Below are 11,777 nucleotides of genomic sequence, written 5' to 3'. Positions count from 1 at the left end.
CGCCGGACCTCTATGAAGCCGTCAGGCGACCTTGAAGTCGTTCCAGCGCTTGTTCATGTAGGCGGCCTCGTCCATCAGCGTGTTCCAGCACGAGATGTTGGTCACACGGTCGATGAAGGATCCGCCATCGCGCACCGTGCCCGCCTTTTCCATCGGCACCCCGTAGGGGTCGTTGACGACTTCCGGTGCCGGCTTGCCCTCATACCAATAGGCAAATTCCGCCTCGCTCATGTATTTTTTGGCAGTGGACGGAACCGGGCTGTAATAGCCGTAGCGGCTGACGAAAGCGCCCTGCCAGCCGGACATGTACCAGTTGATATACTCATAGGCGGCCTCCAGCTTCTTGCCGGACAGGTGCTTCATGAGGCCCATGCCGTTGCACCAGCCACGATAGCCTTCCTTGCCGTTCTTGATGTTGACCGGCGCGTAGGTACACGGAATGTCCTTGACGCGGACGGCGGCGACGGCCGGCGACCACATGGACTGGATCACCACCTCGCCGGCGGCCATGAGCTGAACCGACTGGTCGAACGTGGTCCAGGTCGAGCGGAAATGTCCGGCCCGCTTCAGCTCGATGAGTTTGTCGATGGTCTTGTCGATTTCCTCACGGGTCATGTTGCCCTTGTTGCCGTATTCGACGATCCCGGCGCTTTCCATGCACAGCGCGGCATCCATGATGCCGATCGCCGGCACGTCGAGGATGCCGGCCTTGCCCTTGAACTTGGGATCGATCAGATCCTTCCATTCGGTGACTTCATGGCCGACGAGGTCCGGGCGGTAGCCCATCGAGTCCGCATTGTAGACCTGCGGAACATTGGTCATCCATTCGGACACTCCGTCCGCGAGTTCGGTGGAATCCTGCCCGGTCATGTAAAGGGCGGCATAGGGTGAGATGCCCTGATCCGAGACCTTCTTGCCCTCGAACTCTCCCTTCGTGAAGATGGGCAGGAAGTTGTCGTATTCCTTGATCCGCTTGGTCTCGATGCCCTGAATGACACCACGTTTGCAGGCAAGCTTGGCCTGCCAGCCTTCCAGATCGGCAATGTCGACCGTATTGGGCTGCGTGATGAAGCGGTTGATTGATGCGGACGTGTCAAGGTTCTGCATGGTGACCTTGAAACCGAGATCCTTGGAGGCCTGGTCGCCGATGGCCTTCACCACCGAGTAGGACACGCCGACATGGCGCAGCTCAATGTCCTTGATTTCCTGGGCCCAGATCGTGGGAAATCCGGTGATCGTTCCCGAACCGGCAGCGGCGCCGACAGCAGCGGCTCCGGTCTTCAGAAGTGATCGTCTGGAAATCGACTTGGAGTCATTCGCGTCTTTGGTCATCGTTCACGCTTCCCCTAACCGTTGGATGAAGCCAGCGTTGTGCCGGTACCCAAGCCAAGCGGATTTCGGGAGCAGGCGAAAATGATTAAATGAAATACATCTTATAAGAAAAACAAATTCGCCCAACAAACAGGCGATGGCATTACAAAAAACGCTCAATCAGTGAAAATAGTCACCAGATTACCCGGTCCACAGCCTTCTTTGTATGCACTCTGACAACGTTCTGACCGCATTAAAAAGTTCTTTCTCTCGCATTAATTCTTTTAATGATCATTTCTTCCGGTCTCTTTCTATTTTGATTCCGGTTACCTGGCGAGCAGCCCAGCAAAACGACATGAAATGGTGAATGCCGTTACGGCATCAGAGGGTGAGAACGGACCTGAAGAACTCCCCCAGCGGCTGAATTGTCCGGCAGATCCTTTCAGGCCGGCTGCCTAATCCTTGAATCCAATCCGATGGAGCTGAGACCTTGACCGACAACAAAGTGCCTCTTCCAGACAGTATCGAGGCAACGGTCTCCATGCTGGAATCCGAAGACTATCTCGCCGGCGAGGCACTGGCGACCGTGGTGTTTCTGGCATTGAAACTGAACCGGCCCCTGTTTCTCGAAGGGGACGCCGGTGTCGGCAAGACGGAGATCGCCAAGGTCCTGGCGCGAACGCTCGACCGCCCCCTGATCCGGCTGCAGTGTTATGAGGGCCTGGATATTTCCAGCGCGGTCTACGAATGGAACTATCCGGCCCAGATGATGGAGATCCGGCTTGCAGAGGCAACCGGAGAGAAGGACCGGACCGCCCTGGAGAGAGGCATCTTTTCCGACCGCTATCTGATCAGGCGCCCGGTCCTTCAGGCACTGGAGGTGCACGATGGTCGCGCGCCTGTGTTCCTGATCGACGAGCTCGACCGGGCCGATGAGGCCTTCGAGGCCTTTTTGCTTGAGGTGCTCTCCGACTTTCAGGTCACGATCCCGGAAATCGGGACTATCCGGGCAAGCGAACCTCCGATCGTCATCGTCACGACCAACCGCACGCGGGAAATTCACGATGCCCTGAAACGGCGATGCCTTTATCACTGGGTGGATTATCCCGATGCCGACCGGGAACTGGACATCCTGCGGCGCAAGGCACCGGGATGTCATGAGCGCTTGTCTGCACAGATCGTGACCTTTGTGCAGGGGCTCCGGACCATGGACCTGTTCAAGAATCCGGGAATTGCCGAAACCATCGACTGGGCCAACGCCCTCGTCGAGCTTGACCGCACCTCTCTCGATCCTCGAACCGTTTCCAACACTCTCGGCGCAATCCTGAAGTATCAGGACGACGTCGCCCGCATTCAGGGAGCCGACGGACAGGAGCTTCTCGCCTCGGTCACGGAGGACACCGCGACAGATCAGGGTGGCATGCGCTGAGACCGGGTGCACGGCCCCATCCGCCTGCACTTCCTGATGGCGTTGCGCCATTTCGTCTTTCCACCCGGGACCGGCCCCTGGGTACACAAGACGGCAAGGACCGATAATGAACATGCCAGCAGACACTCAGGAGACCGGGCATCTCGCCACGAACATCGCCCATTTCGCCCGCGCGTTGAGAACATGCGGGTTGAAAATCGGCCCCGCGACAATCCTCGACGCCATCGTCGCGGTCGAAGCCGCAGGCATCGGAACGCAATCCCAGTTTCGTGCCGTTCTGCGATCCGTCCTTGTCTCACGGAAAGAGGATCTCGCCGTCTTCGAAGACGCATTCCAGCTCTTCTGGCGCAGTCCGGACATGACACGGAAGATCCAGACGCTCATGTCTCCGCTCTCGCAGAGAAGTCCAGCGAAGGAAAAAAGCAAGCCGGGACGGACCCGCGTCAGCACTGCCCTGATGCCTCTTCAGCAGCGCAAACCACCGCAACAGCCAGGAGAAGAGACACACGTCGACGCCAGCCAGACCGCGTCCGCGTTCGAGGTCCTAAAGACCGTCGATTTCGCCCAGATGACACTATCGGAGCTTGATCGGGCAAAAGCCGCCATCGAAAAGCTCGCCCTGCCGGACGATCTGGTTAAAACGCGCCGTCTGGGGCCGTCGCACTCCGGAAGGATCGATCCGAGAGCATCGATGCGGGCCTCTCTCGCCCAGGGGGGCGACGTGATGATCCCGCGTTTCCGCCAGCGCCGGCAGAAGCCGCCGCCCCTGGTCTTTCTGGCCGACATCTCCGGTTCCATGAGCGACTACACCCGCATTCTCCTGCATTTCGTCCACATGCTGTCCGAAAGGCGCCCGCAGGTCTCGACCTTCCTGTTCGGAACAAGGCTCAGCAATGTAAGCCGGCAGTTGCGGTCGAAGGACCCGGACCAGGCAATGGACGAATGCGCCACCGCCGTCCGGGACTGGTCCGGCGGGACGCGCATCGGCCAGACACTGAAGGAATTCAACCGTCTTTGGGCACGCCGGGTCCTAGCTCAGGGGGCTGTCGTCCTCCTGATCACAGACGGGCTGGAACATCAGAACATCGATCTGCTGGAAAAGGAAATCAACCGGTTGCACCGGTCCTGCCGCCGGCTGATTTGGCTTAATCCGCTGTTGCGCTACGATATGTTCCAGCCCAACGCGCGCGGCATTCGCGCCATGCTGCCTCACGTGGACGAATTCCGGCCCGTGCATAATCTTGCGTCCCTGCAGGATCTGGTCAATGCGCTGAACAAGACGTAACGGTGCACGAATGCCGGTCCCTCGGCGCATCGCAGCAGATTTTCATGCCGCCACGGTGCGGCGGCCGGGAATGGATCGCACGGGAATTCCCGCACCTGCTTGCGGAAAGCGGCCCTGAAACGCTATCAGTCACACCAACGGCTCGTCCGGTGCGCATTCCGGAGTTCCGCCCCGCTGCCCGATCCGGTGTGCAGGTCTGTGCGGAGTCTGCGCATGCCCGGACGCGCCTGCAAATTCGGCCGCATACAACAACGGCGTTGGACCTAAATGATACAGACACCTTACTACCTGATCGACAAGGCCGGTCTGCTCCGCAATCTGGAGAAGATCGCCTATGTGCGAGAGCGGTCGGGCGCCAAGGCGCTTCTGGCCCTGAAATGTTTCGCGACATGGTGCGTGTTCGACTTCATGCGCGACTACATGGACGGAACCACCTCATCGTCACTGAACGAGGTCCGCCTCGGCCAGGAGCGCTTCGGCAAGGAGACCCACGCCTATTCGGTCGCCTATGCCGACTATGAGATCGATGAAGTCATTTCCCATGCGGACAAGATCATCTTCAATTCGATCAGCCAGCTGGAGCGGTTTGCCGACAGGTCGGCCGGCATCGTGCGCGGGCTGCGCCTGAACCCGCAGATCAGTTCGTCCGGTTTCGATCTTGCCGATCCCGCCCGCCCGTTCTCGCGCCTGGGCGAATGGGATGTCGAAAAGGTGGCCGGGGTCATGGACCGGGTCAGCGGTTTCATGATCCACAACAACTGCGAAAATGCCGATTTCGCGCTGTTCGACCGGATGCTCGGCGATATCGAGCAGAAGTTCGGCGCGCTGCTGCAGCGGGCCGAATGGGTCAGCCTTGGCGGCGGCATCCACTTTACCGGCGAGGACTATCCCCTCGACCGGTTTGCCGACCGCCTGAAGGCCTTTTCTCAGACCCATGGCGTCCAGGTCTATCTGGAGCCGGGAGAAGCCACCGTCACCCATTCGACAACCCTCGAAACCACCGTGCTCGACACGCTTTTCAACGGCAAGAACCTGGCTGTCGTCGACGCGTCCATCGAAGCGCATATGCTCGATCTCCTGATCTATCGCGAAAGCGCCAGGGTGCGACCGAATGAGGGGCCGCACCGTTACATGGTCTGCGGCAAGTCCTGCCTCGCCGGAGACATCTTCGGTGAATTCGACTTTCCCGAAGCGCTCAACATCGGCGACCGCGTCTCCATCCAGGACGCGGCCGGTTACACGATGGTCAAGAAAAACTGGTTTAACGGCGTGAAGATGCCGGCCATCGCGGTGAAGGAACTGGACGGCGCGATCACGCCCGTCCGCGAATTCACCTACCTGGATTACGAACAGAGTCTGTCCTGAGACCGGAAACTCGAACACCCTCTCAAGTTCCAAGGAAGGTTTACGACCCCATGAAAAAGAATGTTCTCATCATCGGTGCCGGAGGTGTCGCCCAGGTGGTGGCGCATAAATGCGCGCAGAACAACGATGTTCTTGGCGACATCCACATCGCCTCGCGCACCAAAGCCAAATGCGACCGGATCATCGCCACGGTGCACGAGAAGAACGCCCTGAAGCAGCCGGGCGTTCTGGAAGGCCACGAGCTTGATGCACTCGACATCGAGGCCACCGCGGCGCTGATCCGGGCGACCGGGTCCGGGATTGTCATCAATGTCGGCACGGCCTTCCTGAACATGTCCGTGCTCAGCGCGTGTCTCAAGACCGGCGCCGCCTATATCGACACGGCCATCCATGAGGAGCCGGGCAAGATCTGCGAGACCCCGCCGTGGTACGCCAACTACGAATGGAAACGCTCCGCAGACTGCGAGAAGGCCGGCGTGACCGCGATTCTGGGGGCCGGTTTCGACCCGGGCGTCGTCAACGCCTATGCCCGCCTTGCCAAGGACGATTATCTCGACAAGGTCACGGAGATCGATATCGTCGATATCAATGCCGGCAGCCACCAGCAGTATTTCGCCACCAATTTCGACCCGGAAATCAATTTCCGGGAGTTCACCGGTACGGTCTATTCCTGGCAGAAGGGCGCCTGGCAGGAAAACAGCATGTTCGAGATCGGCAAGGAATACGACCTGCCGGTGGTGGGCAAGAACATGGCCTATCTGTGTGGCCACGACGAGGTGCATTCGCTCGCGAAAAACATGGACGGCGCGGATGTCCGTTTCTGGATGGGCTTCGGTGACCACTACATCAACGTCTTCACCGTGCTGAAGAACATCGGCCTGCTGTCGGAGAAACCGGTCAGAACGGCGGAGGGGCAGGAAGTCGTGCCGCTCAAGGTGGTGAAGGCATGCCTGCCGGATCCCTCCTCGCTCGCACCTGAATATACGGGCAAGACCTGCATCGGCGACTTCGTGAAAGGCATCAAGGACGGCAAGGAACACGAGGTGTTCATCTATAACGTCGCCGATCACAGGGAAGCCTATGAGGAAGTCGGCAGCCAGGGCATTTCCTATACGGCCGGCGTTCCGCCGGTCGCCGCCGCCATGCTGATCGCCACCGGCGAGTGGGACGTGAAGAAGATGGTCAACGTGGAAGAACTGCCCCCCCACCCGTTCCTGGGTCTCCTGAACCGGATGGGCCTGCCGACCCGCATCAAGGACCCGGACGGCGACCGGGCCATCGCGTTCTAGAGCGTGTCGCGTTCAAGCGATTTCACGGCTTCAGGAAGCCGCCCGAGGCAGCGTTTGCATCGCAAATGCGTTCGGGCAATTTCCTGAAGTCAATTCAACGCGACAGGCATTGGGACATGAAAAGCATCACCTGCGCCTGCCGGGAGGTGGGGGCCGGTGTTGCCGGACGCTAAGTGACGGAACAGTCCACCATTATTTCTGGATTTCCGGCCATCTCGCTTTTGGATTTGTTTTCGGCGGCCCCTTTACGCCAGCGTCCAGGGAGGCGCAGACGCGCGAGCTCTGGGTCTATGACTACCGCACCAACATCCACAAGACACTGAAGACCAAGCAGCTGGTGCGCGCCGACCTCGATGATTTCGTCACGTGCTACAAGGAGCGCAAGGAGACCGAGCGCTTCAAACGCTTCGCTTACGACGAGCTGATCGCCCGCGACAAGCTCAACCTCGATCTCTTCTGGCTCAAGGACGACAGCCTGGAGGACATCGACAGCCTGCCCGAACCGGATGTCATCGCGGCTGAGATCGTCGAGAACCTGGAAGCCGCCCTGGAGCAGTTCCGGAGCGTGTCGGCGGATCTGGATCGGGAGCCAAGCGAATGATGGGGCGGTAACCCGTGCAGGATTTTCACGAGCTGCATAAGGGGCTGACAGTAGAGATGATCGCGACGCCACGCGATCAGTTCGTGTGCTGCACACCGGACGACAGCCTGCCGGAGATCGCAGAGCGGAACACCGAAAAATTCGATTTTCTGCCGGTCGTGGAAGGTGCCCCTTTGGACGTCTCTGCTCCGATCGTGGGCGTTGTGCGAATGTCTGACTATTTTCACGAACCAGCGCCGCCCCTCCCGGTGAGCAGCCAGTTGATGAGGCTGAACGAGCGGCTTCTGATCGGATTTGATGCTAGTATCCTGGCTTTCATCGTCAGCGCCGACAAGCGGCCGTTCCGGTTTCTCGTCGCCGCGGAGGGAATAGTTGGCCTTGTCAGCCTCACGGATCTGCACAAGCTGCCGGTAAGGGCCGCCCTGTTCGGCCTTGTGACCGGATTGGAAATCGCGATGAGCGACCTGATCCGCCAAGTGCATGATCGTCGCGAGGATTGGGAAACGTGCCTGTCTCAGGAACGCCGCAGAAGCCTCACGGATAGGATCGGGCGCGACAAGGCAAATGAGGGGATCGTTGATCCGCTTCTTTACACGCAATTTTGCGACAAGCGGGTGATTTTGGAGAAGTCGGTTTTTCAAGGTCGCCCGGAACGAAATGAGTTCCGGGAAGCTGTGAAGCGGATCGAGAATCTCAGAAACGATCGTGAGTGTCATCCTCACCGTCACCTGGCGTCCCTGGACCGGCAAATCTGCCAACTGACGGGTGCGCTGACCATGACGATGGCGGCTTCGGATACCGCAATCCGGGCAAATGCCAACTGGCTTCGCCTCAACTGACACAAGCCAATCTTCGTCATCTTGAAGAGTGATGCCCTGAACTTTGACCCCAGGGCCGGGGGACAATTTCGATTTCATATGCATGGTTGCTAGTCATACGACCCGAGCGTCCAGCAATCACACACTTTGAAGAAGAACCCATTTAACCGCCAAGCGACAGAAACAGCGAAACCGTGCCTTCCGACAGCAGAAAATGTGAGTCAAAACCTGGAATTGCTTCGGCTTTTCTGAGCAACTGCAGACTGTTCAGAAAAGAGCAGGCATTTGGGCTTATGCATGTCCAGCGAACCAAGGAGAACGCCATGAACGGAACGGAAAACTGCGAGATAACAGGACCTTCCCGATCGGGTGGCACCCGCCGGACAGCGCACGATCGCGGCGGATGGCTGAAGCCGCTTTCAACGTTCCGAGCTCTTGGTCTCGTCCTGCTCGCCGCGATGAGCGCCCTGAGTTCTGGTACTGCCGGTGCGCTTGCTGCCGATTATGCCGTTTACGAAGAGCACTCGCCGGAAACGAAGCCGATGCAGCCAGGGGCAAATCTCCGGGCGTTGAACCGGGTGATCACCCAGATGGGCGATGCGATCCATCTTGATACCGAAACCGGGATTGTCTCCCTGAAGGCGGGAACCTACCGGATCTCCGGTGTTTCAGTGCTGACCTATTTCGACGCGCAGGCGGATACGGATGGACGGGTGTCGGCCGAGGCCCGTCCCAACGCCAGCTATGCCATGCTGCTCCATCCAGGCGCGGCCAGCCGCGATGTTGAGCCTCTGGCGCTTGGGACAGTCTCGACGGCGAACATGGACCCGAGCTTGCTCGACGCGATTCTGACCTTCGACGCGGATACGCAGATCATGCTGATGCATCAGGCGGGACGCGACGTGGGGGGCATTTATCTTCAGGTCTATGTCGACGGCTCCGACAAGCACGTCATGGCCCGGCTGGTCATCCAGAAGCTGGATTAGCATTACAGTCGCGTTTTCTAACGACGTCTGAATCGTGTCCGCCCGGTGAAGGCGGTCTTCATGGCGGCGACGCGCTCTGTTACGCTGCTTTTGCAGCGTAACACCAAGGCATGAGTTCGTTGATGCGATTGATCTTGTGGTCGGCGATTTGTGCCAGAACCCAGGTCAGCCAGGCTTGCGGGTCGATGCCGTTGAGTTTGGCCGTTTCGATCAGGGTATAGGCGATAGCCGCGGATTTGCCGCCGCCTTCTGAACCCATGAAGAGGTAGTTTTTTCGTCCAAGGGCAATCGGTTTCATTGCCCGCTCCGCGCAATTGTTGTCCAGTTCCAGATGCCCGTTGTCGAGATACGGCCGGGCTTTCGGCAGGCGGCTGAGTGCATAGCGGATCGCTGCGGCCAGCGGTGATTTTCCCGATATCCGCGTCAACTGGCTGCCGAGCCAATCTTCCAGATCGTCGAAGATAGGTTTGGCGTATGCTTGCCGTAAGGCGGAGCGCTCCGGTGGCGGTTTTCCGCGTGCCCGCTTTTCGATTTCGTAGAGCTTGGCGATCCGCTGGATGGTCTCAGCGGCGATGGATGATCCCTGGGAGGCGTGCACATCGACGAACTTGCGCCGGATATGGGCCATACAGGCCATCTCCCGCGCCTTGTTCTCCCCGAACAGGCCGTTGAACCCGGCATACCCGTCCGCGTGAACCCAGCCCTTGTAGCCGGACAAGTGGCCCTGAGGATGTTCGCCCTTGCGGTCAACCGTGAACTGGTACCAGGCGAACGGCGGAGAAGAGCCTGCCCAGGGGCGTTCATCCCGCAAATAGGCCCAGATTCGGGCTGTTTTGGTTTTCTTTGTTCCCGGCGCCTGAAGCTTGACCGGAGTATCGTCGGCAAACAGCGCTTCGCCTTGCCGGACCAGCCGACCGATGGCATCCGCTATAGGTTCTAGCAAGGCAGTGGAACGTCCCACCCAATCGGCCAGGGTGGAGCGGTCCAGATCGATGCCTTCCCGACCAAAGATCTGAGATTGGCGGTAGAGCGGAAGGTGGTCCGCATATTTGGAAACCAAAACATGCGCCAAAAGTCCCGCTCCCGGCCGTCCGCGCTCAATTGGGCGCGATGGCAAGGGCAATTGGACAATCCTCTCGCAGCAAGAACAGGACAGGCGCGGCCTGACAATACGGTTCACGACAAACCGGCCGGGCACATATTCCAGCTCTTCGGTGACATCTTCACCCAGTGTCTTGAACTTGCCGCCGCAGCGACAACAGTCTTCACTCGGCATCAGGACGGTGTCCTTGCGCTCAAGATGGTCCGGCAGCGGCTTGCGGCTGTGCTGACGTTTGGCCTGTCCAGGAGGAGCATCCACCGAGGCTGGTTCCGGCATGTTTTGCGGGTCAGCAGCGACACCAATGGCCTCGTCCTCGGCAAGGCTCAAATTGAGCTGATCGAGGTTTTCTGATTTGGAGCCGAACCGGTTCCGGTTTGCCCCATGAAGCTGGTGCTGAAGCTGCTCGATCTTCAGGCTGAGTGCCTTGACTTCGTCGGCCAGAAGCCGGTTCACGGCTTTCAGTTCAGCCGGATCGTCAGGCGTGATGTCCAAGTCCTTCAGCATGGCTGTATTTATACCGGATGCAGCCGGAAGCAGAAAGGAAAAAGCGGTTTAAGTCTCTGTATTTATGACGCTATCCGATTTTCACCCAGTCGTCACCCTGTTGTCAGCGGTGTCCAGGTGCGGACAGGCATGCGCCAGTCAATCCCCTCAAGCAACATCGACAGCTGCGCCGCCGTGACGCGGACCTTGCCAGCCTTCGCGCCCGGCCAGACAAACCGGCCTTTCTCCAGGCGTTTGGAAAACAGGCAAGCCCCCTGACTGTCCCACCAGATGATCTTCAAAAGATCGCCCCGCCGACCGCGGAACACAAACAAGTGCCCGCAATATGGATCTTCGGCCAGTACCTGTTCGGCTTGTGCGGCCAAAGAGTTGAAGCCGCGCCGCATGTCCGTCACACCGGCCGCCAGCCAAACCCGGGTGTTCGATGGAACCGGGATCATTCCATCAAACCCTGAACCAGTCCCATCACCGCGGCCAGGGCCGTTGGGCCTTCGATCAACACCCTTCGGCCATCGGAAAGGGTCATATCAACCCGGCTTGCACAGACAGGTTCCGGGGGCGGGACAACGACCCCTGGCGGGGCAGGGCAAGCTGCCGGGGCCAGTTCCAACTCAACGAAAGACGCTTCCTCGACGTGGCCCGGATCAACTGGCATTCGCGCAAACCGGGGATCCTTCAGCCAATTGTGGATCATATTGGCATTCGCAGAATACCGGCGCGCCACCTGCGCAACCGATGCACCGGGAAGAACCGCTTGCGCGCAGATCTCCCGCTTCTCCTCATCAGACCAGCTCCGCCGCTTTCTTCGCTTACTCATTAAGGGCCCTTAAGTGTCCATTTAAATAAGCGGACACTTAACGCACCAAATCGAAAAGCGGCAGGTGGGGTTCAACGAACGCTTACCCCTTTACCGCTGGTGGTGTCGGGACCTTGAGGATTTTGTCAGTGTTTTTTGGAGAAGTATTTTTGGGATTTTGACAAAAAAAAGCCGTCCTTAGGGACGGCTTTGATTGATTTGGTTGCGGGAGCAGGATTTGAACCTGCGACCTTCAGGTTATGAGCCTGACGAGCTACCGGACTGCTCCAT

9 protein-coding genes and 3 pseudogenes are annotated in these 11,777 nt (G+C 58.9%); 7 read left to right on the top strand and 5 right to left on the bottom strand.

Annotation, left to right across the window (positions count from 1 at the left end; all coding sequences use genetic code 11):
• Positions 1 to 21 precede the first annotated feature (21 nt).
• The gene (locus DCO57_RS21090) at positions 22 to 1,332 is read right to left on the bottom strand and encodes a PotD/PotF family extracellular solute-binding protein (RefSeq protein WP_116700897.1); all 1,311 of its coding nucleotides are present in this window, start codon (positions 1,330 to 1,332) and stop codon (positions 22 to 24) included.
• Between the two features lie 520 nt (positions 1,333 to 1,852).
• Here DCO57_RS21090 and DCO57_RS21085 point away from each other — a divergent pair.
• The 5 genes from DCO57_RS21085 to DCO57_RS21065 all read left to right on the top strand — a co-directional run bounded on the left by DCO57_RS21085 (position 1,853) and on the right by DCO57_RS21065 (position 7,280).
• On the top strand, positions 1,853 to 2,740 hold the full coding sequence (locus tag DCO57_RS21085) for a MoxR family ATPase (RefSeq protein WP_116700924.1): 888 nt from the start codon (positions 1,853 to 1,855) through the stop codon (positions 2,738 to 2,740).
• A gap of 106 nt (positions 2,741 to 2,846) precedes the next feature.
• Positions 2,847 to 4,025: a VWA domain-containing protein gene (locus DCO57_RS21080; protein WP_116700896.1), complete on the top strand. Its 1,179-nt coding sequence runs from the start codon at positions 2,847 to 2,849 to the stop codon at positions 4,023 to 4,025.
• A 267-nt stretch (positions 4,026 to 4,292) separates the two neighbouring features.
• Positions 4,293 to 5,390: a carboxynorspermidine decarboxylase gene (locus tag DCO57_RS21075; protein WP_116700895.1), complete on the top strand. Its 1,098-nt coding sequence runs from the start codon at positions 4,293 to 4,295 to the stop codon at positions 5,388 to 5,390.
• Positions 5,391 to 5,440: 50 nt separating this feature from the next.
• On the top strand, positions 5,441 to 6,679 hold the full coding sequence (locus tag DCO57_RS21070) for a saccharopine dehydrogenase family protein (protein WP_116700894.1): 1,239 nt from the start codon (positions 5,441 to 5,443) through the stop codon (positions 6,677 to 6,679).
• Between the two features lie 109 nt (positions 6,680 to 6,788).
• On the top strand, positions 6,789 to 7,280 hold the full coding sequence (locus DCO57_RS21065) for a hypothetical protein (protein WP_205756238.1): 492 nt from the start codon (positions 6,789 to 6,791) through the stop codon (positions 7,278 to 7,280).
• A 704-nt stretch (positions 7,281 to 7,984) separates the two neighbouring features.
• On the opposite strand, the pseudogene DCO57_RS24010 reads toward DCO57_RS21065, so the two are convergent.
• A pseudogene (locus tag DCO57_RS24010) lies at positions 7,985 to 8,203 on the bottom strand (transposase family protein); the annotation flags it as partial.
• Positions 8,204 to 8,421: 218 nt separating this feature from the next.
• Here DCO57_RS24010 and DCO57_RS21050 point away from each other — a divergent pair.
• The gene (locus DCO57_RS21050) at positions 8,422 to 9,084 is read left to right on the top strand and encodes a hypothetical protein (protein ID WP_133192723.1); all 663 of its coding nucleotides are present in this window, start codon (positions 8,422 to 8,424) and stop codon (positions 9,082 to 9,084) included.
• A 79-nt stretch (positions 9,085 to 9,163) separates the two neighbouring features.
• Here the strand turns inward: DCO57_RS21050 and DCO57_RS21045 are convergent, their stop codons facing one another.
• The 3 genes and pseudogenes from DCO57_RS21045 to DCO57_RS21035 all read right to left on the bottom strand — a co-directional run.
• Positions 9,164 to 10,690 (bottom strand): IS66 family transposase, encoded by a 1,527-nt coding sequence (locus tag DCO57_RS21045; protein ID WP_116700891.1) that lies wholly within the window; start codon positions 10,688 to 10,690, stop codon positions 9,164 to 9,166.
• 92 nt (positions 10,691 to 10,782) lie between these two features.
• A complete protein-coding gene (gene tnpB / locus DCO57_RS21040; RefSeq protein WP_116700890.1) occupies positions 10,783 to 11,130 on the bottom strand; it encodes an IS66 family insertion sequence element accessory protein TnpB in 348 nt (115 codons plus the stop codon).
• Positions 11,127 to 11,435 (bottom strand): annotated as a pseudogene (locus tag DCO57_RS21035) (transposase); the annotation flags it as partial. The gene tnpB and the pseudogene DCO57_RS21035, both read right to left, overlap by 4 nt.
• On the opposite strand from DCO57_RS21035, the pseudogene DCO57_RS24160 reads away from it, so the two are divergent.
• A pseudogene (locus tag DCO57_RS24160) lies at positions 11,386 to 11,487 on the top strand (L,D-transpeptidase); the annotation flags it as partial. The pseudogenes DCO57_RS21035 and DCO57_RS24160 overlap by 50 nt on opposite strands.
• Positions 11,488 to 11,777 lie beyond the last annotated feature (290 nt).

It is taken from the genome of Labrenzia sp. 011, assembly GCF_003075075.1.
Taxonomy (GTDB): domain Bacteria; phylum Pseudomonadota; class Alphaproteobacteria; order Rhizobiales; family Stappiaceae; genus Roseibium.
The sequence above is the reverse complement of the archived record's forward strand: the minus strand, read 5'-3'. Positions and strand labels throughout refer to the sequence as shown.

Excerpts from the sequence above, each read along its gene's own strand:
- DCO57_RS21090 (WP_116700897.1), bottom strand. The coding sequence starts at position 1,332 with ATGACCAAAGACGCGAATGACTCCAAGTCGATTTCCAGACGATCACTT.
- tnpB (WP_116700890.1), bottom strand. The coding sequence starts at position 11,130 with ATGATCCCGGTTCCATCGAACACCCGGGTTTGGCTGGCGGCCGGTGTG.
- DCO57_RS21045 (WP_116700891.1), bottom strand. The coding sequence starts at position 10,690 with ATGCTGAAGGACTTGGACATCACGCCTGACGATCCGGCTGAACTGAAA.
- DCO57_RS21085 (WP_116700924.1), top strand. The coding sequence starts at position 1,853 with ATGCTGGAATCCGAAGACTATCTCGCCGGCGAGGCACTGGCGACCGTG.
- DCO57_RS21080 (WP_116700896.1), top strand. The coding sequence starts at position 2,847 with ATGAACATGCCAGCAGACACTCAGGAGACCGGGCATCTCGCCACGAAC.
- DCO57_RS21050 (WP_133192723.1), top strand. The coding sequence starts at position 8,422 with ATGAACGGAACGGAAAACTGCGAGATAACAGGACCTTCCCGATCGGGT.
- DCO57_RS21075 (WP_116700895.1), top strand. The coding sequence starts at position 4,293 with ATGATACAGACACCTTACTACCTGATCGACAAGGCCGGTCTGCTCCGC.
- DCO57_RS21070 (WP_116700894.1), top strand. The coding sequence starts at position 5,441 with ATGAAAAAGAATGTTCTCATCATCGGTGCCGGAGGTGTCGCCCAGGTG.